At 64.9% G+C, this 18,820-nt stretch carries 20 protein-coding genes; 6 read left to right on the forward strand and 14 right to left on the reverse strand.

Annotation, left to right across the window (positions count from 1 at the left end; genetic code table 11):
* Positions 1 to 261: 261 nt before the first annotated feature.
* The 3 genes from ACIIOY_RS05685 to ACIIOY_RS05695 all read right to left on the reverse strand — a co-directional run bounded on the left by ACIIOY_RS05685 (position 262) and on the right by ACIIOY_RS05695 (position 1,932).
* On the reverse strand, positions 262 to 522 hold the full coding sequence (locus ACIIOY_RS05685) for a hypothetical protein (RefSeq protein ID WP_411033664.1): 261 nt from the start codon (positions 520 to 522) through the stop codon (positions 262 to 264).
* Positions 523 to 650: 128 nt separating this feature from the next.
* Complete coding sequence (locus ACIIOY_RS05690; protein ID WP_411033665.1) at positions 651 to 941, reverse strand: hypothetical protein; 291 nt, start codon at positions 939 to 941, stop codon at positions 651 to 653.
* A gap of 826 nt (positions 942 to 1,767) precedes the next feature.
* Positions 1,768 to 1,932: a hypothetical protein gene (locus ACIIOY_RS05695; RefSeq protein WP_411033666.1), complete on the reverse strand. Its 165-nt coding sequence runs from the start codon at positions 1,930 to 1,932 to the stop codon at positions 1,768 to 1,770.
* A gap of 299 nt (positions 1,933 to 2,231) precedes the next feature.
* Here ACIIOY_RS05695 and ssuD point away from each other — a divergent pair, with 299 nt between their 5' ends.
* The 6 genes from ssuD to ACIIOY_RS05725 all read left to right on the forward strand — a co-directional run bounded on the left by ssuD (position 2,232) and on the right by ACIIOY_RS05725 (position 7,856).
* Positions 2,232 to 3,425, forward strand: a complete 1,194-nt coding sequence (gene ssuD, locus ACIIOY_RS05700; RefSeq protein WP_411033667.1) for an FMNH2-dependent alkanesulfonate monooxygenase — start codon at positions 2,232 to 2,234, stop codon at positions 3,423 to 3,425.
* Positions 3,426 to 3,468: 43 nt separating this feature from the next.
* Complete coding sequence (locus ACIIOY_RS05705; protein ID WP_411033668.1) at positions 3,469 to 4,473, forward strand: ABC transporter substrate-binding protein; 1,005 nt, start codon at positions 3,469 to 3,471, stop codon at positions 4,471 to 4,473.
* A 3-nt stretch (positions 4,474 to 4,476) separates the two neighbouring features.
* Complete coding sequence (locus tag ACIIOY_RS05710; protein ID WP_411033669.1) at positions 4,477 to 5,289, forward strand: ABC transporter ATP-binding protein; 813 nt, start codon at positions 4,477 to 4,479, stop codon at positions 5,287 to 5,289.
* Positions 5,282 to 6,136 (forward strand): ABC transporter permease, encoded by an 855-nt coding sequence (locus ACIIOY_RS05715; protein WP_411033670.1) that lies wholly within the window; start codon positions 5,282 to 5,284, stop codon positions 6,134 to 6,136. The genes ACIIOY_RS05710 and ACIIOY_RS05715 overlap by 8 nt, the downstream gene beginning before the upstream one ends.
* Before the next feature lie 158 nt (positions 6,137 to 6,294).
* Positions 6,295 to 6,858, forward strand: a complete 564-nt coding sequence (locus tag ACIIOY_RS05720; RefSeq protein ID WP_411033671.1) for an isochorismatase family protein — start codon at positions 6,295 to 6,297, stop codon at positions 6,856 to 6,858.
* Positions 6,855 to 7,856, forward strand: coding sequence for a GlxA family transcriptional regulator (locus ACIIOY_RS05725; RefSeq protein WP_411033672.1), 1,002 nt, complete (start codon positions 6,855 to 6,857; stop codon positions 7,854 to 7,856). Before ACIIOY_RS05720 ends, ACIIOY_RS05725 begins: the two co-directional genes overlap by 4 nt.
* A 43-nt stretch (positions 7,857 to 7,899) precedes the next feature.
* Here the strand turns inward: ACIIOY_RS05725 and msuE are convergent, their stop codons facing one another.
* The 11 genes from msuE to ACIIOY_RS05780 all read right to left on the reverse strand — a co-directional run bounded on the left by msuE (position 7,900) and on the right by ACIIOY_RS05780 (position 18,819).
* On the reverse strand, positions 7,900 to 8,460 hold the full coding sequence (msuE, locus tag ACIIOY_RS05730) for an FMN reductase (RefSeq protein ID WP_411033673.1): 561 nt from the start codon (positions 8,458 to 8,460) through the stop codon (positions 7,900 to 7,902).
* Between the two features lie 44 nt (positions 8,461 to 8,504).
* Positions 8,505 to 9,728 carry an acyl-CoA dehydrogenase family protein gene (locus ACIIOY_RS05735; protein ID WP_411033674.1) on the reverse strand — a complete coding sequence of 408 codons (1,224 nt, stop codon included), beginning with the start codon at positions 9,726 to 9,728 and terminating at the stop codon, positions 8,505 to 8,507.
* The gene (locus tag ACIIOY_RS05740) at positions 9,728 to 10,831 is read right to left on the reverse strand and encodes an LLM class flavin-dependent oxidoreductase (protein WP_411033675.1); all 1,104 of its coding nucleotides are present in this window, start codon (positions 10,829 to 10,831) and stop codon (positions 9,728 to 9,730) included. Before ACIIOY_RS05740 ends, ACIIOY_RS05735 begins: the two co-directional genes overlap by 1 nt.
* A 147-nt stretch (positions 10,832 to 10,978) precedes the next feature.
* The gene (locus tag ACIIOY_RS05745) at positions 10,979 to 11,551 is read right to left on the reverse strand and encodes a TetR/AcrR family transcriptional regulator (protein ID WP_411033676.1); all 573 of its coding nucleotides are present in this window, start codon (positions 11,549 to 11,551) and stop codon (positions 10,979 to 10,981) included.
* Positions 11,552 to 11,724: 173 nt separating this feature from the next.
* Positions 11,725 to 13,104: an FAD-binding oxidoreductase gene (locus ACIIOY_RS05750; RefSeq protein ID WP_411033677.1), complete on the reverse strand. Its 1,380-nt coding sequence runs from the start codon at positions 13,102 to 13,104 to the stop codon at positions 11,725 to 11,727.
* A 132-nt stretch (positions 13,105 to 13,236) separates the two neighbouring features.
* The gene (locus tag ACIIOY_RS05755) at positions 13,237 to 13,839 is read right to left on the reverse strand and encodes a 2-hydroxychromene-2-carboxylate isomerase (RefSeq protein ID WP_411033678.1); all 603 of its coding nucleotides are present in this window, start codon (positions 13,837 to 13,839) and stop codon (positions 13,237 to 13,239) included.
* Positions 13,836 to 14,420 (reverse strand): TetR/AcrR family transcriptional regulator, encoded by a 585-nt coding sequence (locus ACIIOY_RS05760; RefSeq protein WP_411033679.1) that lies wholly within the window; start codon positions 14,418 to 14,420, stop codon positions 13,836 to 13,838. The genes ACIIOY_RS05755 and ACIIOY_RS05760 overlap by 4 nt, the downstream gene beginning before the upstream one ends.
* A 40-nt stretch (positions 14,421 to 14,460) precedes the next feature.
* Positions 14,461 to 15,486, reverse strand: coding sequence for a ketopantoate reductase family protein (locus ACIIOY_RS05765; protein WP_411033680.1), 1,026 nt, complete (start codon positions 15,484 to 15,486; stop codon positions 14,461 to 14,463).
* Between the two features lie 31 nt (positions 15,487 to 15,517).
* Positions 15,518 to 16,837, reverse strand: coding sequence for an NtaA/DmoA family FMN-dependent monooxygenase (locus tag ACIIOY_RS05770; RefSeq protein WP_411033681.1), 1,320 nt, complete (start codon positions 16,835 to 16,837; stop codon positions 15,518 to 15,520).
* A 30-nt stretch (positions 16,838 to 16,867) separates the two neighbouring features.
* Positions 16,868 to 17,716, reverse strand: a complete 849-nt coding sequence (locus ACIIOY_RS05775) for an ABC transporter ATP-binding protein (protein ID WP_411033682.1) — start codon at positions 17,714 to 17,716, stop codon at positions 16,868 to 16,870.
* Positions 17,713 to 18,819 (reverse strand): FecCD family ABC transporter permease, encoded by a 1,107-nt coding sequence (locus ACIIOY_RS05780; RefSeq protein ID WP_411033683.1) that lies wholly within the window; start codon positions 18,817 to 18,819, stop codon positions 17,713 to 17,715. Before ACIIOY_RS05780 ends, ACIIOY_RS05775 begins: the two co-directional genes overlap by 4 nt.
* Between the last annotated feature and the right edge of the window lies 1 nt (position 18,820).

The following is an 18,820-nucleotide window of genomic DNA, read 5'->3' on the forward strand; positions in this document are numbered from 1 at the left end:
CTAGACTACCGCCTGACCGTGACGGAGCAGACCAGCAACTCGACGGCGACCGCAATCAAGGAGTTGCAGAACCTCGTCAGTCAGCAGGCCGGCGACATCAAGGTCGTGAGGGAGATATTGCAGCGGATCGAGGCGGGGCAGAAAGGCGGACCGCCGTAGTCGACATACCCTACCGCCATCATTCGGCTTCAGGGATATGCGTACTTTTTGTCTGCCGGAGGACAATTCGCAAACTGTCCTCGGAAGCGCGCGAATGTCATTCTATAGACCGGCATCCCGACTGAGGGCAGCTTCTATTTCGGCTCTCGTTACTTGAAGAAACTGCCGCTTCCCGGTCAAGACCGATATAGCTGGGATTTCCAGATGAGTGCCGGTGCGTCGATAGGCGGGGAAGCTCAGCCCCTCGATAAGCTCCTCGTCTACAACCAGACGATACGTCCCGGCCTCCAGCGGCGTCACAAGCGAAGACAGGCTGAACGGGTGAGCAAAAGTAATTGTTGTTTCTGTCGTTCTATCCGCCATCTCAAGCTCCTATTCTATCGAGGCCGGTTGGCGCATCTGTTCGGGATGAAGTCTGTCGTACTTGCTCTGGTCGGGACGATATGCCCATATGATGACGGCTGAACACAGGACAAGCAGAAGCATGGCCGTCATCCGCGTGGACACCTTGGACCTCCCTCGGCAGCGCCGCCTTCGTTGTCCCAGACGTCGATGCCGGCGTGTCGATCACGGTGCAGAGCGGCCTTGGAGAGCGGATAGTTTTCCGCACCGATAGTTGCTGCCTTGATGAGACGGACCACTTTTCGGGCCTCTTCGTTCTCGGGGCCGGCACCTCCGACAAGTTTCTCGGTTTCGTAGTTGGCATCACCGAGAATCTTGCGAAGAACGGTCTCTTTCAGGCTTGCCGCTGTCCGCGGCGCGCGGAAGGTCAAGATCACCATAGCCATCCCTCGGTCAGGACGGAGATGATCATAATCATGCTGGCTGCGACGATGACATGAGAGGTCATCGTGGCTATGAAGTACCTGTCTTGGCGACGATCAAATAGGGAAGACATGGCGTCCTCCTTTGTTGGGGCCAGGGTAGCTAGCCCTCAAACAGCAGCGCCCGTGTCGATGGCTGCCGAAGCGCTGACAATGCGCCTCCATCGCCAATTTAGCAACGATTCAATTAAGGTCATTGCGAGGCTGGAGCGCACCTTGTAGATGGCGGGGCGTGTGGCAAGGTGAGCTGCTACCGGCCTTACCATGCCCTTGCCTGCCGGATCAATTGCACTACCTACCGATTACCGCCGATACAAGGAGGGTAGCATGGGCTTGGGAGCTGCAGAGCGTCTTCGCGTATTCATCATCGCAATGTCATCAGAAGAGTTTAGGGGATGCCCGAAGGGGACAGGCCTCAAGACGGCGATCGAGGCAAGGCGGCTTGGCCTGGTCGAATGGACAGGAAACGCCCCCGCATGGACGTTCCGCCTCACGAAGAAGGGCGTCGCATATCGGGGTGAACTCCTGGGGCAGAGCGAAAGAGCACGATCAAATCGTCATTCCCGCTTTCAGGAAGTGCACGATAGGCGGCCATGAAAAGACCCCGCACTAAGGCGGGGCAAGGCAAGCGACGTCCTTGGCTCAACGTCGCGGGAGCTCCGGGGAGGAGCCTCCGTCATCTACGACTTTGGTCTACTAGAGGGAAGGTCTGATTTCGCGATTTCGGTACGGTTGGGCGAAAATTTGAAAAGCTGCTCCCTGGAAAACGCGTTTATCAATCGGCTCAGATTTGAGCCGATCTCTCTTCCTCTTCGCCACACTCGGCGCGGAGATATCCCAGCCCGATCAACCAGTCTCGGGTGATAACCGAAAGCGCTTCCTCGCGCTTAATGCCCTGCTCCTCGGCAAAGCGGTCCAGGGCGTTCTCGATCTCAGGCGCCAGCTTCATTTTCCCCTCCGCAAAACCAGAACAATCCGTGACACGGATCGAAATCTATATGAAACGTGGTCGATTGGTAGTGACACGCCGCCCTGTTTTTATTGAATGTTCTACAAGCTTCCCAAGCTGAACGCGCGGGTTCGATTCCCGCTACCCGCTCCATCTCGGCTTTCGCCGGGTTCCGCGCAATTCCGCAAGCTATTGAAATGGGCGAAGCATCTCCTTTGCGCAGGATCGCCGCGCAATTAGAATAATCTACCTTTCCTGTGGAATTCATCGATTTAGGATGCCTGTCATGGAGGCCCACCATGACGGATACATTGCGGCATGCCGCGCACAAACCGGCGGAGAGCAAACCGCTGAATTTCTTCTGGTTCATACCGACGCATGGCGACGGCAGCTACCTTGGCAGCGACAGGCTCTCGCGTCCGCCCGAATTCCGCTATTTCAAGCAGGTCGCGATCGCCGCCGATGCGCTCGGCTTTCAGGGCGTGCTGCTGCCGACCGGGCAGAGCTGCGAGGATTCCTGGATCACCGCGACCGCGCTCGCGACCGCCACGGAGCGGTTGAAGTTCCTGGTCGCGCTCAGGCCCGGCGTTACCTCGCCCGCTTTCGCCGCGCGCCAGACGGTGGCGCTCGACCGGATCAGCGAGGGACGTCTCCTCCTCAATGTCGTCGTCGGCGGCAACCCGACGGAGCTTGGCGGCGACGGCATCTTCCTCGCCCATGACGAGCGCTATCGGCAGGCCGGCGAATTCCTCGACATCTGGAAGCGCATGGTCTCCGGCCAGACCGTCGACTTCGACGGCGAATACTACAGGCTCAAGGGTGCCCGCGTCGATTTCCCGCCGGTGCAGAAGCCGCATCCGCCGCTCTATTTCGGCGGCTCGTCGGAGGCCGGCCAGGGTCTCGCCGGCGCCACCGTCGACACGTATCTCACCTGGGGCGAACCGCTCGACCAGGTCGCCGAGAAGGTGGCGTCCGCCCGCCGCCGCGCCGCCGCCTTCGGCCGCACGCTCAGCTACGGCATGCGCCTCCACTTCATCGTGCGCGAGACGGAAGAAGAGGCCTGGGCCGCGGCCGACAGGCTCATCAGCCACATTTCCGACGAGCAGATCGAGCGTGCCTGGAAGCGCTTCAACGAGGAGATGGATTCGGTCGGCCAGCGGCGGCAGGCGGCACTCCACGGCGGGCGGCGCGACAAGCTCGTCGTCGCGCCCAACCTGTGGGCGGGCGTCGGGCTGGTGCGCGTCGGCGTCGGCACCGCGCTCGTCGGCACGCCGAAGCAGATCGCCGAGCGGCTGCGTGAATACCAGGCCGTCGGCATCGATACGATCATCGGCTCCGGCTATCCGCACCTGGAGGAGGCCTACCGGGTCGCCGAACTCCTCTTCCCGGAGCTCGGGCTTGCCGGTAACCGCCTCGGCGTGCGCGACGCCATCGCCAACGAATTCTCGGTCGGAGCGTACGGCGGCTCGAAGCTCGCCGCCGCCGAAAGCTGACCGGACCCTCTCCGTTTCAATCGCGCACTCGAAAGGAATTTTCATGAGCAGCCTTCTCAAACTTCTCGCGGCGACGGCTCTTGCCGTTTCCGCCCTGATGCCGGTCAGGGCCGCGTTCGCGGAGGGCACGATCCGCATTTCCGAGCAGTTCGGCACCATCTACCTGCCGCTCCACGTCATCCGCGACCAGGACCTCATCCAGAAGCACGCCAAGGCGCTCGGGCTCGACGAGGTCACGGTGGAATGGGCGAAGATTTCCGGCGGCGCGGCCGTCAACGACGCGCTGCTCTCCGGCTCGATCGACATCGCGGCCGCCGGCATCGGCCCGTTCCTGACGCTGTGGGACCGCACCGACGGCGCGGTGAAGATCGTCGGCGGCCTTTCCAACCAGCCGAACTACCTCATCACCCGAAACCCGGACGTGAAGTCGCTGAAGGACTTCACCGAGGCGGACAAGATCGCGCTGCCCGCCGTCGGCGTCTCGGTGCAGGCGCGCATCCTGCAGATCGCGGCGGAGAAGGAATTCGGCGAGGGCAACCACGGCAAGCTCGACAACATCACCGTCACGCTGCCCCATCCGGACGCAACCGCCGCCCTTCTCTCCGGCTCGACGGAGATCAATTCGCACCTTTCCAACACGCCGTTCCAGGAGCAGGCGCTGAAGGACCCCGCCATCCACAAGGTCTTCTCCTCCTACGACGTCCTCGGCGGGCCGGTGACGCCGACCTACGTCTATTCGACGCTCGACTTCCGCGAGAAGAACCCGAAGACCTACCAGGCCTTCTTCGAAGCCTTCAAGGAAGCCTCGGCCTGGATCGAGGCCAACAAGAAGGAGGCGGCCGAGACCTACGTCAAGATCGAGAATTCCAAGCTCGATCCGGAGTTCGTCCAGTCGCTGCTCGAATCGCCCGAGTCGAAGTATACGCTCGTGCCGTCCGCCTCCTACAAGTTCGCCGACTTCCTGCACCGCACCGGCGCGATCAAGAAGAAGGCCGAAAGCTGGAAGGATTACACCTTCGAGGAGCTGCACGGCGAGAACGGAAGCTGACCGGTGGGCGCGCACGGCCCCATAGCCGGCGCCGGCACGCCGGTCTTCGAAGCGGTCGAACTGACCCTCGACTACGACACCGACGCGGGCGCGGTTCGCGCGGTGGAGAACGTCTCGCTCAGCGTCCGGGAGGGTGAACGCCTCGTCCTCCTCGGCCCTTCGGGCTGCGGCAAGTCATCGATCCTGAAAGCGGTCGCGGGCTTCATCCGGCCGACGTCCGGAAGGATAAGGGTGAGGGGCCGCGACGTGGCAGGTCCCGGACCGGACCGCATCGTCGTCTTCCAGGAATTCGACCAGCTGCTTCCCTGGAAGACCGTGCGGCAGAACGTCGAGTTCCCCCTGCGCGTCGCCCGCAAGCTTCCGCGCGCGGAAATCCGCGGCAAGGCGGAGGCGGCGCTGCGCAAGGTCGGGCTCGAACGCGTGCTCGACTCCTATCCCCACACGCTTTCCGGCGGCATGAAGCAGCGCGCGGCGATCGCCCGCGCGCTCGTAACGGATGCCGACGTGCTGCTGATGGACGAGCCCTTCGCCGCCCTCGATGCGCTGACGCGCCGGCAATTGCAGGAGGACCTCCTGGCGCTCGCCGAGGATCTTCGCTTTACGCTGCTCTTCGTCACCCATTCGATCGAGGAGGCGATCCTGGTCGGCACCAAGCTCCACCTCCTCTCCGCCCATCCGGGGCGCACCATCGCGAGCTTCGATACGGCTGCGTTCGGACTTTCCGAGGTCGGCGGCAGGCGCTTCGAGGAGGTCTCGCGCGAGGTCCACGACCTCCTCTTCTCCCGGCCGAAGGCAAAGGAGCCGGCGCATGTCTGAGACCCCCATGACCTCTCTATCCTCCGCGCCGTCCCTGCAGGCCGGAACCCCGGCCGTCCGCCGCCTGCTCAAGGCGGCGTGGAAGTCGGCCTTCGCGCGCAAGCTGGTCGTGCTCGCCGCGCTTGCCGCAATCTGGCAGGCGGCCGCGCTTTTCCACGGCAAGCCCATCCTGTTTCCCACCTTCACCGCAGCGATGTCCGCGCTCTGGGAGGCGATCGTCGAGGAAAACCTTCTCGGCTCCTCCTGGGGCTCGATCTCGGTGCTCGTCAAGGGCTATGTCATCGCGGTCGCGCTGGCGCTCGTCGTCGTGTCGGTCGCCGTGGCGAACACGCTGGCGCGCGAGGCGCTGCAGACGCTGATCGCCATGTTCAACCCTCTTCCGGCGATCGCGCTCCTGCCGCTCTCCATGCTGTGGTTCGGGCTGGGCGAAAAAAGCCTGCTCGTCGTGCTGACCCATGCGGTGCTCTGGCCCTTCGCGCTCGCCGCGCTCACCGGCTTCGACAGCGTCCCCGAAACGCAGCGCATGGTTGGCCGCAACTATGGGCTCAAGGGCCCGTTCTATATCCTGCGCATCCTCATCCCGGCGGCTCTTCCCTCCATCCTTTACGGCCTCAAGATCGGCTGGGCCTTCGCTTGGCGCACCCTGATCGCCGCCGAGCTCGTCTTCGGCGTCAGCTCCAGTTCCGGCGGGCTGGGCTGGTTCATCTTCCGCAACCGCAACGAGCTCTTCACCGACAAGGTCTTCGCCGGCCTTGCCATGGTCATCATCATCGGGCTTCTGGTGGAAGGCGTGATCTTCCGCGTCATCGAGACGTTTACGGTCCGGCGCTGGGGCATGCAGCGGTAGACAGGCGCCAGGTGGCGGCAATCGAATGGTTGCAGGTTGGCCTGGTGGACATTCCGAAAGGCACGATTGGCATGATTTGTCTCTTATTCGTCCATGGCCGGTCTTTTGCGCGGGGCATTGGCCTGTAGAGTTTCCTCATCAATCATGGAGGTCACAACATGTCCCAGCCGACCGCGCTCCTTGTAATCGACGCCCAGGAATCCTTTCGCCACCGGGATTATTTCCGCAACCAGGAACTGGGTCCCTATATCGCACGCCAGCAGGCTCTGATCGACGGCGCGAAGGCGCGGGGCATCCCTGTCGTCCAGATCTTTCACGTCGAGGAGGCGGGTGTTTTCAGCGAGGCCTCCGGGCTGGTGAAGCCGATCGCGCCGCTTGAGATCCAGCCGGACGTGGTTTTCCGCAAGCGCCGTCACAGTGCGCTCGTCGGGAGCGGGCTCGATGTCTGGCTGACCGAGCAGGGGATCCGCCGCGTCATCGTATCGGGCATCCGCACGGAGCAATGCTGCGAAACCACGACGCGCCATGCATCCGACCTCGGCTATGCCGTCGATTATGTCGGCGAGGCCACATTGACGTTCCCCATGGTGGATGCATCGGGCCGTGAATGGAGCGCGGCGGAAATCCGCGCCCGCACGGAGCTCGTTCTGGCGGGCCGCTTTGCGCGCATCGCGACCGTCGAGGATGCGTTGGCCGGCGCGCCCGAAGCTGCCGCGGCATGATGAAGGAGGAAAGGCGCCGGGAGATCCCGGTCTTTCTGGTTGTCCCGCCGCGCGCCCTGTTGCTGGACATCGCGGGTCCGATGGAAGTGCTGCGCCAGGCCAATCTGGCGCAGGCGGCGGTTCGGTTCGCCGTCACGTATGTCGGACCGTCCTCTCATGTTCTCAGCTCGGTCGGCCTTGCGCTTTCCGGTATCGAGCCGCTGCCCGGGCACCTGCCGGAACATGCCCTCGTCGTCGTCTCCGGTGCGGTCGACGAACCGCTCGGTCTGGCGGCCGGTACGCGAACCGCGGACAGGGCGTTCGAGGCCGGGATCGTCGAATGGCTGAAGCGCAGCATCCGCCCCGGAATACGGCTTGCGACGATCTGCTCGGGCGCATTGCTCGCCGCCCGCGCCGGCCTGCTCGAAGGCTACGAATGCACGACCCATCACTCGACGCTGTCGGAGCTTGTCCGCCTTGCCCCGACGGCGCGCGTGCGGGACAACCGGCTGTATGTCGAGGACGGCGAGCGATTGACCAGTGCCGGAGTGACATCCGGCATCGACCTGATGCTGGCGATCGTGGCGCGCGAGGCCGGTCACGGCACGGCGCTCGCCGCCGCGCGCAATCTGGTCGTCTATCTCCGGCGGGCCGGAGCGGATCCGCAGCTTTCACCGTGGCTCGAGGGGCGCAACCATATCCATCCTGCGATCCATCGCGCGCAGGATGCCGTCGCCGCCGATCCCGCCCGCGCATGGTCTGTCGCTTCGCTGGCGAGCGTCGCTGCGACCAGCCCGCGCAACCTCTCGCGCCTGTTCAACGAGCATGTCGGCATGAGCGTCAGCGACTATGTGAACCGCATTCGGGTCGCGTTGGCGCGGGAACTGGTCGTCGGGTCGCGGTTCGACATGGACAGCGTGGCGGAGCGGGCGGGTTTCTCCTCGACGCGGCAGTTCCATAGGGCCTGGAACCGGATTCACGACACGACGCCGGCCCGCATGCGCGAAACCTCGGCCTGAATGCGGCCGGTTGCGCGCTGCGCCGTTTCGGCGCCGATGGCGTCTACTCCGCCGCTATCGCCGTCGAGGTCGAGCGCGCGCTGATAAGCAGGGAGGCTTCCGTGAGCGCCTGGTTCACGCGGCCAAGTATGGCAGGCGTCGGGAGGCCGTTGATGAAATCACGGCCCGAGGCATAGATCGCCGTCGGCGTGACAAAAGCCTCGAAGAATGCGAAGAGCGGACGCAATTGGTGCTCGACGACGAGGGAATGCCGTTCTCCGCCGCCGGTTGCCGCCAACACGACCGGTTTGCCGCGCAGGTCGGAGGGATCGAGCAGATCGATGACATGCTTGAACAGCCCCGTATAGCTTCCCTTGTAGGTCGGAGACCCGACGACGAGTGCATCGGCCTCGACAATCGTCCGGACCACCGTGCGAGCTTCCGGATCGAGGCCCGCGACCGACCGTGCGGCCGCCAGAGATGGTCCGAAGTCCTCGACGTCGAAGACCGCGTGCTGCCGGCCGGTCTTTTTGGCCAGCGCCTCGGTCACGCTTTCCACGAAACCCCTCGTGCTCGACGGACGGGAGATATTGCCCGAGAAGCCGACGATCAGATTGTTGCTCATGCAAATTCCCTTACGTTATAGGGGCGGACGGACGCCCTTTTCCGTCATGCCGTCTTGAGAACGGATGCTCTCGCCGGATGGCTCGACGGGCCGGCCTCCGTCTGCTTCCACCGTTCGAAGGCAGAGCGGCCCAACATCGAGATGGACGTATCCTCCTGCGGCGCATGGACGAGTACGGACTGAATGTCCCGGAAATGCCGTTCGAGGCCGAGGTCGGCGCCGAGGCCCGGATTGCCGATGCCGCGCACCGCGATCTGGACCGCTTCGCGCAATTGCCGGCCGGCAAGGATACGGGCCCTGATCAGCCGCTCCGGGTCGCTCTTCCCGGCCCCGAGCGCATCGAAGATGATCTGGCGGGCACCGGAGACGAGAAGGTCGATTTCGCCCGAAAGCGTCACGAACCGCTCCGTGCGGGCGATGGGATGGCCGAGATTGGTGGGGACACGCTCGTGCGCGAAACGGATGAAGGCCGCTTGCGCGGCTTCCGCCACGCCGAGGTAGATGGCGGTCAGGGCCAGGTTCATCGCGGCGTGCGCGCGATTGTCCTGTTGCGCCACGGAAGGATCGACGAGCTCCAGCACGTTTTCTGCGGGAATGACGACGTCGGTATATTCCACGTCATGCGAGCCGGTGGCGCGCATGCCGAGGCTCTTCCAGTTTTCGATGACGCGGATGCCTGGCAGGCCGTTCGGCACGACGAAGGTTCCGACGCGCGCCGGCGTCTCGTCCGTATGCGCCCACACCAGGAAATGCGTGAGGCCGTGCGCGCCGGTCACGAAGCGCTTGCGGCCCGTGATCGACCAGCCGGTCGCCGTGCGCCGGGCAAGCGTTGCCGGCAGCCCGCCGCGCGCCGGCGAGCCGAGGTCCGGTTCGACGCGGGCGGCGTTGAGCAGGAGCGGGCGCTGCTTCGCCTCCGCCAGCAGGCGCCTGTAGAGATCCTCCGGCCAATGGCTCTTCACCGCCTGGCCGAGATGGTTGAAGATCGTCATGGCGCTTATGAGCGCCACCGACGGGTCGCCCCGGCCGAGCGCCGCCAGAATGTGGGCGGCATCATAGAGGGAAGCGCCCCGTCCGCCATGGCGGACGGCCACGGTGCTTTCCAGAAGGCCGCTCTCGTGAACGGCACGGATGCCCGGCCAGGGGAACGCTCCGGTGCGATCGGCATCCGGTGCCGCTTCGGCGAGTGCGCGTGCCGTGGCGTTCAGCACGTCCGTATCGTAGGAGGTGACTCCCGGGCTTTCCGGCTGGTTCAGCAATAGCGCCGTCATCAGGCGGCGGCCGTCTTCTTGGCGTCTTCCCGCTGGCGGATGCCTTCGCGCACGAGCGGCAGGACGTAACGCCCGTAGTCGACGGCATCGTTGAAATTGTCGTAGCCGCGGATCGAAATGAGATCGGCGCCGAGATCGATATAGTCGAGGATGGAATCGGCGATCGTGCGCGGCGATCCCACCAGCGCCGTGGCGCCGCCGCTGGCATTCGTCGCGGTGACCGTCGGATACCACAGGGCCCGGTCGTGCACGTCGCCGCGCGCCGCGATGTCGAGCAGACGCTGGGACCCGACATTGGCGGGGCGCGGGGCGGAAAGGGGCGAGCGTGCGAGGCCCTTCTGGCGGTTGTCGTTCAGCCGCTCCAGGACCCGGTGCGCCTTTTCCCAGGCGAGTTCGTCGGTTTCGGCGACGATCGGGCGGAAGGTGACCCAGATGCGCGGGCGGTCGGTCCGGCCGGCCTTTGCGGCTTCCGCGTAGATCCGGTCGATCTGCTGTTTCGTCTCCGCCAGCGGCTCGCCCCAGAGGCCGAAGATGTCGCAGAGCGAACCGCCGATGCGGTAGGCCGCATCCGAGGAGCCGCCGAGCGAAATCGGGATCAGCCCGTGCGTGGGGCGCACCGCGCTGCGGAACTGCTTGAAGCGGTAGTATTTTCCGTCGAAGTCGAAGGGCTCCTTCGATGTCCAGGCAAGGCGCAGGATGCGAATGTATTCCTCCTGCCGCTCGTAGCGCTCCTCCTTGTTGAGGAAATCGCCTTCCCGGGCCTGCTCCTCATCATTGCCGCCGGCAATGAAGTGCACGACGACCCGCCCGCCGCTCAGCTGATCGAGCGTCGCAAGCGCCTTGGCCGCAACCGTCGGATAGACGGTATTGGGGCGGAGCGCGACGATGATCTTGATGTTCCTGGTGTGGGCGAGAACCGTGGCGCCGAGCGTGAACGGATCGAAAGACGAAGAGGAATAGGGGAGCAGGGTATAGTTGAACCCGTAATCGTCGAGGGCGCGGGCATAACGCTCCAGGAAAAGCGGATCCACCGGCGCGTCGGGAAGGGGGGTCAGGTCGTTCGAGGCGTTCGGGAAGCTAACGCTGATGAATTCCGCGGCCATGGGAGCTCCAATCTTTTACCGACGATGAGGTACGTTAAGGCGAGGCGCCGTGATGAGGAAGACAGGTCTTTCTCTTTCTAGTGAAATGGTAGAAAATATTCCTCGCAACGCCCGAGAGAATCCGGAGATACCGCAGTCGGATGGCGATCAAGAAAGGAGTTTTGCCGAGCCGGCGCTCGCGTCGAACATGGAAAGAGCACAGTCGCGTGCGACGAGAACAGCCTCGGGATCGCGCCCGACGGCGACCGTTGCAAGCGCCCCCTCGTAAAGCAGGGAAAGGTGAGCCCCTGCCTGTTCACCGCCGACACCGGCTTTCGACATGATGTCTCGGAAAATGTCCGCGACCATCTTCTTGTGCATTCGTGCGACGGTCACGATCCGCTCGGAATCGCCGTGCTCGGCGACAGCGAGCGCGAAGGCGCAGCCGCGAAACTCAGGCGTGTCGGCCTTGTCGTGCAGGCGTTCGAAAATCAGCCTGATCTGATCTCGCGGGGCCGCCTCCACTTCCAAAGCGTCGTGAAGGGCACGGATCACGCGTTCGTGGCGATCCTGAAGATAGGCGGCGACGAGATGGTCTTTCGATGGGAAGTGGCGATAGAGCGTGGCCTTGGCAACGTTCGCTTCTTCGATGATGCGGTCTATGCCGACAGCGCGGATGCCTTCGCTGTAGAAAAGCGCGCCGGCGGCGGCAACGATCTGGTCTGAAATGGACTCTTTCATGGGGCTACTTCTGATTGGAGTATCTCGTCTATGCATCCTCAGACGGCAGAGATCGCTCAGCGCGAGGCGAATGGAGTTCTAGGCCATCCATCGATGAAGAGAAAGACAGGTCGTTCCAATATCCTTCCGTTCCATGTTTTATGGTGCATTTCCGGCATTCAGGATGACTGCCTTTATGGTGTTGGTAGAATCTTCCCGGGGTTCATGATGCCGAGCGGATCGAGCGCGTTCTTGATGACGGCCATGAGGTCGACGGCGTTGCCGTGCTCCTGCCTGAGATAGGCGATCTTTCCGGTTCCGACTCCGTGCTCGCCCGTCGATGTGCCGCCGACCGAAAGCGCTTTTTCGACCATCTTCTTGTTGATGGCGGCGACGGCGGCCAGCTCGCTTTCGCTCATTGGGTCGACGGCGAAGACGACGTGGTAATTGCCGTCGCCGACATGGCCGAGGATGGCGGCCGGGACGGGAAAGCCCTCGAGCAGTTCGCGGGTATAAAGGACGCAGCCGGTAAGCTCCGAGACCGGGACGCAGACATCGGACGACCAGCCCCTGGCATTCGGCCGTTGCGAAACGACGGCGTAGAAGGCGCTGTGACGGGCTTTCCACAGCCGGCTGCGCTCTTCGGGCGACGTCGCCCACTCGAAGTCTTTGCCGCCATTGTCCTGCACCAGCGACGCGACGAGCGCGACCTGCTCTTCGACAGCGCCCACGGGGCCGTGGAATTCAAAGGCAAGCGTATCCTCCAGCTTCAGGGAGAGGCCCGAATAGGCGTTCACCGCGGCGATCAGCCCACGATCCATGAACTCCATGCGTGCGACGGGAATGCCAAGCTGGACAACGGCGATGGCCGTGTTGATGGCCTGCTCGACGCTCGGGAAGGAGCAGAGCGCGGCAGCGGTGTGTTCAGGAATGCCGTAGAGCCGCAGCGTGACCTCCGTGACGATGCCGAGCGTCCCCTCGGCACCGATGAAGAGCCGCGTCAGGTCGTAACCGGCGGACGATTTGCGCGCGCGGCCGCCCGTCTGGATGATCTCGCCGTTCGGCAGCACCACCTTCAGCGACAATACGTTCTCGCGCATCGTGCCGTAGCGCACGGCATTGGTGCCTGAAGCGCGGGTGGAGACCATGCCGCCGATCGAGGCATTCGCGCCGGGATCGATGGGGAAGAACAGGCCCTTGTCGCGCAGCCACGTGTTCAGCTGCTCGCGGGTGACGCCGGCCTCGACGGTGCAGTCGAGATCCTCCTGGCCGATGCGCAGGATCCCGGTCATGCGCGAAAGGTCGAGCGAGATGCCGCCCTTGACGGCCGCGAGGTGCCCCTCCAGCGATGTGCCCGCGCCATAGGGAATGACGGGAACGCGGTGTTTCGCACAGAGCCTCACGACTTCGGCGATCTCCTCCGTGCTTTCGGCGAAGACGACACCGTCCGGAAGGGCGGCGGCATGGTGGGATTCGCCACGGCCGTGCTGCTCCACCACCGAGGCATTCGTGGTGAAGCGGCCGGCGAATCGTGCCGTTAGCTGTGCGACGAGATCTTGGGGCAGTTCGCTCATGCTTCGCCGACCAGTCCGGCAAAGCCGGCGGCAGCGAAGTCCTCGGCGGCAGGCCGTGACGTCGTGACGAGGGGGCCGGGAAGGGGAACGGGCATGTCTTGTCTCCGCGTGGGCATCCAGGATGCAGCTCGCTCAGGCGATGAGCCGCTCGCCTTCGAGATGGCGTTCCAGGAAGGGCAGGCTGTCCTGGCCCCAGTAGAGCTCGCCTTCATAACGGAAGGTCGGCAGGCCGAAGACGCCCGCCTCCTTCGCGACTTCCCGGTTCGATCGCCAGAGGGCGGCGACATCGTCCTGTGCCGCGCGGGCCTCCAGGGCGTCCGCATCGAAGCCGGCGGCCTCGACGATCGGCCGGCGCACCGCGATGTCGCCGATATCGGCCTTGCGGCTCCAGTACGGGGCCTGCAACGCCCGTGTCAGGCCGATCCAGTCCGCGCCTTCGAGCTGGGCCGCGAGGATCAGGAAGCCCGCCGGCGTCGGATCGGAAAGGTTGGCCCGGTTCGAAAAATCGACGACCTTGCCGCGCAGCGCCGCCCAGCGCTGCAGGTCCTTCAGCCAGTAGGCGCGGCGCGCGTCGGGCCGGTCGCGCGAATAGATGCCGCCGTTTTCCGTGATGAGCGGGATGAGATAGGGCCGGACCTCCGCACCGAAGCGGCGCGCGAGATCGAGAAACGGATCAAGGCCGATATAGGCCCAGGGTGAACCGATGCCGAAGAAGTAGTCGATGGTGCGGGTCATTGCGTTGTTTCTCTCACATGGTGGATGTTGCCGAGGGCAAGGTCGAAGACGGCAAGCGCGCAGTCGCGCGCAACGAGGACGGCTTGCGGGTCGCGGCCGACGGCGACCGTGGCGAGCGCCCTTTCGTAGAGCAGGGAAAGATGCGTGGCGGGCTGGTCCGCCGGCACCTCGGCGCGTGCGATGATGGTCCTGAAGATGTCGCGCACGGCGCTCTTGTGCCGGCGCGCGACGGTGACCACACGCTCGGAATCGCCGTGTTCGGCAACCGCAAGCGCAAAGGCGCAGCCGCGAAATTCGGGACTGTCCGCCTTCTCGAACAGCCGCTCGAAGATGAGGGCGATCTGGTCCCGCGGCGGCAGGGCGGTGGTCGTGACGTCGAGCAGCGACCGGAGCACGCGCTCATGCCGCTGGCTGAGATAGGCCGCAACCAGATGATCCTTGGAAGGAAAATGCCTGTAGAGCGTCGCCTTGGCGATCTTCGCCTCGTCGACGATCCGGTCGATGCCGACGGCACGGATGCCCTCGGTGTAGAAGAGCGCGCCGGCGACGGCCAGGATCTGGTCTGATAGCGGTATTCTCATCGGCTGTGTCCGCGTGTGATGGCTGTTGCCGCTGCCGCCGTCAGGCGGCATGCGGCGCGTTGACGCCTGACGCGCCGAGGTTTCCGGCAAGCGTTCGAAGCCTTTCCAGCGGCAGCAGCCGTTCGAAGCCGGACTGGCGGGCGGCAAGGCCGGCGAGTTGCTGGGTAGCTTCGTTGTAGGGCGTCGGGGTGCCGGAGAGACGCCCGAGAAGGACGATCTCGCCATTGAGGTAGTCGACTTCGCTCGATGCGCCGCGCTTGAAGCTCTGCCAGGTCGATTGCTGGCCCGGTTCGATGCCGCTGTTTGCCGCCGTTCCCCATTGGGCGATGCTGATCGTGCGTTCGGAGGGGGAGGCCGGGTTGTAGCGGGCGGCCGTGAGCGCCGTGCGCGCTTCCTCCACGAGGGCGTCGGAGATCGCGGCGCGCTCCTTGTCCGGTCCATCGAACAGCTCCAGCACGTTGCGCACGTTATGGAGCAATTTGGCCGTCTTCCAGCGGCGGATGTCCGTCGAGGTCTCGGCGATATAGTCGGACCGTGCCAGGTCGGCGACGATCCGGGCCGCGGTATCGTCCGCGCCATGCGGATATCGGCCGACCGTGACGGCCGCGACCTGCGGATGGCCGCCCACAACCACCGTGCCCGTCTCGGTGAAGCGGGCAGGGGTGAGAATGCTGGCGCCATAGACGTTGGCGAAATTTCGGAGCGCGATGGATTCCGCCGCAAGGCCGTTCTGGAAGGTCACGATCGGCAGCCCGGACGCCGTCCCGCCGTCGGTGTCCTCGGCCGGACGCCAGGCCCAGTCGCCCACGGCCTCCGCCGCGTCCTGCGTCTTCACGGTGAGGAGCAGGATATCGCCTTGGCGCACGGCCGGCGGGTTCGCGGTATCGAAGGCATTGAGCCTGATCCGGCGCGTGCCCGATGGCCGCCGATAGGTGAGGCCGTGTTCGATGATGTGGCGGATCTGCGCCCCTCTGCCGACAAGCGCATACGTCACGCCGGACAGTTCGAACTGCGCGGCAAGGCTCGCGCCGACGGCGCCAGCGCCGATGATGATGTATCGCGTCATGTTTGTCTCCTCTCCGTCATGATGGACGGGCTCAGATCCCGAGGTTCTGCCGCAGGGTCTCGTGCTGGTAGTCGTGGTGGAAGATGCCGCGGCGCTGCAGTTCGGGAATGAGGTGCTCCGTCAGCGCGCTGAGGCCGAGCTCGTATTTCAGCGTGAAGGCCAGGAAGTTGAAGCCGTCGGTCGCGCCCCGTTCGTACCGGTCCTGAAGCTGATCGGCGATGTTTTCGACGGAGCCGATCGGGAACCAATGTCCCGCGCCGCTGGAATGGTAGATGATGAGGTCGCGCACGGTGCGCACCTTGCCGCTCTCGATGAGATCGCGGAAGACGCCGAAACGCGAGCGCCGTCCTTGGATGTTTGCCGTCTGCGGCAGCTCGGCGAGGGGGATCGGCGCGTCGAGATCGAGACCTTCGAAATCAATGCCGCCGAACTGGCTGGCAAGCGACTTGCGGCCTTCCTCGAAATCGATGTCGTCGATGACGTCGCGCCAGAAGCGCCTGGCTTCCTCATCCGTCGAGCCGATGACGGGCGCGACGCCGGGCAGGATCTTGACGGCATCGGGCGAGCGGCCGAAGGCCGAGGCGCGCTGCTTGAAATCCCTGTAGATCTCGATGGACGGCTCGGTTTCGGTGAGGCCGGTCGTGAAGATGACGTCGGCGATGCGCGCGCCGAGCTGCCGGCCTTCCGTGGAGGAGCCCGCCTGCGCGAGGATGGGCTTGTCCTGGGGGCTGCGCGAGACGTTGAGCGGCCCCTGCACGGAGAAGTGCCGGCTGCTCCAGTCGATCCGGTGGACCTTCCTGGGATCGACCCGCTGGCGCCCACGGTCGTCATAGGTGACGGCGTCGGGCTCCCAGCTTTCCCAGAGCGCCTGGACGACGCCGGCAAACTCTTCCGCGATGGCATACCGGTCGTCATGGGCGGGCAGGGCCTTGCCGAAATTCTTCTCCCCCGCCGAGGAGGTGACGAGGTTCCAGCCCGCGCGTCCTCCGGAAATGTGGTCGAGCGAGAGGACCTGGCGAGCGAGATTGTAAGGTTCGGTAAAAGAGGTGGAAATCGAGCCGATGAGGCCGATCCGCGATGTGCGCGCGGCAAGCGCGCTGAGCAGCGTGACCGGCTCCAGTCCCGGCTTCGGCGCCGTGTCGCTAGTGGCGAGCGCATCGGCCAGGAAGATCGTGTGGATCTTGCCGCGCTCGGCCTGCTGGGCCTGCTCGATATAGGCATCGATATCGAGCAGATTGTCGGTCGCCCCCTCTGTTCCGGGCTTCTTCGTCTGGCCGGTGCCGCCGAGGAGCAGGCCCAGTACCAGTCCCTGGCCGCGCTCGCTCCGCCGGCCTCCCCATTTGTTCGTCATCGTGGTCGTCCTTTGAAATGGTGCCGGTTGTCAGGCCTGGAGTTCCAGCCTGCCTTCGACGGGCGGCGGCGAGTAGGCCGGTGCGAAGGGCGTCGGCCGGTGATGGTCCGCGTGCTCGGAGAGCGGATGGACCTGCACGAAACCCTTGTAGGCGGAAAGTTCGACATCGACGCCGTAGACCCGCTTGATGAGCTCCGGCGAATAGACGTCGGCCGGCGGGCCGTCGGCGATGACCTCGCCGTCGTGCAGGAACACGACGCGGTCGGTGAACCGGGCCGCCTGGTTCAGATCGTGGATGGCGATGACGCCGGCGACATTGTTCTTGCGGGTGACCTCGCGCGCGACGCCCAGCGTCTGCCACTGGTAGCGGATGTCGAGCGCGCTGGTCGGCTCGTCGAGGAGAAGGATGTCCGGATCCTGCGCCAGCGCCCGGGCGATCAGCACGCGCTGGCCTTGGCCGCCGGAGAGTTCGGTCACCGCGCGGTCGCCGAGTTCGTCGAGGCCGAGCAGCCGCATCGCCGCTTCCACATGGTCCCAGTCCTCGTCCCGCGGGCGGGTGCCGAAATAGGGCGTGCGCCCGAGCAGCACCGCTTCCTTGATGTCGAGCGCAAAGGACAGGCCGATGGATTGCGGAACATAGGCCACGATCTTCGCCAGTTCCCGACGGGGCAGCGCCGCAAGGTCCGTGCCGCCGTCCCAGGTGATCGAACCGCTCGTATGGCGGTTGATGCCGGCGATCGTCTTGATCAGCGTGGACTTGCCGGAGCCGTTGGAGCCGAGCAGCCCCACCAGTTCGCCTTTCCTGACCTGAAGGGTCGCGCCTTTGACGACCTGTCTCTTTCCATAGCCCACGACGAGGGAGTCAATGTTGAGGGTCATTCGATCGCCTTTTGCCGAGTGAGGATGAGGTAGAGGAAGATGGGTGCGCCGACCAAGGCATCGATGATGCCGACCGGAATGACGCCCGGCGAAATGACGAGCCGGCCGACGGCATCGGAAACGACGAGCAGCAGCGCGCCGATGATGGCCGAGAAGGTCGTGAGGAAGCGGTGGTTGGCACCGACGACGAGCCGCGCGATATGCGGCGCGACCAGGCCGACGAAGCCGATGATGCCGGTGAAGGCGATCGTGACGGCGGTCAGCGTGGCGGCGATCGCGATGGTTTCCAGCCTCACCCGCGAGACGGCCACGCCGAGGCTCTTGGCGGAATCGTCGCCGGCAAAGGCGATGGCGTTCAGCGCGCCGCTGCGGTAGCGGATGTAGGGAAACGAGAAGCCGAGCAGGGCCAGCAGCACCAGCACCTGATACCAGGCGGAGTTGTTGACCGAGCCCCAGGTCCAGCGGACGATGGCCGCGAGGATTTCGTCCTCGGCGAAATACTGGATGCAGGCCGTGAGCGCGCCGAAGAGCTGCGACAGGGCAATACCGACCAGGATCAGCGACGTGGGATTGAGGTTGCGCGTGGAGGCGAGCGTCAGCACCAGCGCGGTGTTGAGGAAGGAGAACAGCAGGGCTCCGACGACGAGGGAAAGCGCCGCGCTGCCCGCCGTCGCGCCGAAGACGACGATGGCGAGCGACGCGCCGAAGGCCGCCGCCGGCGCGATGCCGAGCGTATAGGGGCTGACGAGCGGATTGCGCAGCAGGCCCTGGAAGAGCGTGCCGGCGAGCGCAAGCGCTGCGCCGCCGAGGATGGCGAGCGTGATGCGCGGCACGCGCAGCTCCCAGATGACGGTCTGGATCTGCAGCGTCGCACGGTCTTCCGGTACGGTGCCTGCGATCTTCGCCCAGAACGTCTGCAGGACGTCGCCGAGCGTGGCCCCCGACGTGCCGATCTGGATACCGATGATGGCGGCCACAAGCACGGCGACAAGGCCGACCGCGATGGCGGCGTTCTGGAACGCATAGCGGTCACGCGGGCGCCGCGTCTTCCCGGCGCCCTGGGGAGCGCGGGGAAGATAGGGATCGGTCTGTATGGAGCTCACG

The sequence above is a fragment of the Shinella agrisoli genome, from assembly GCF_046557955.1.
In the GTDB taxonomy this organism is placed as follows: domain Bacteria; phylum Pseudomonadota; class Alphaproteobacteria; order Rhizobiales; family Rhizobiaceae; genus Shinella.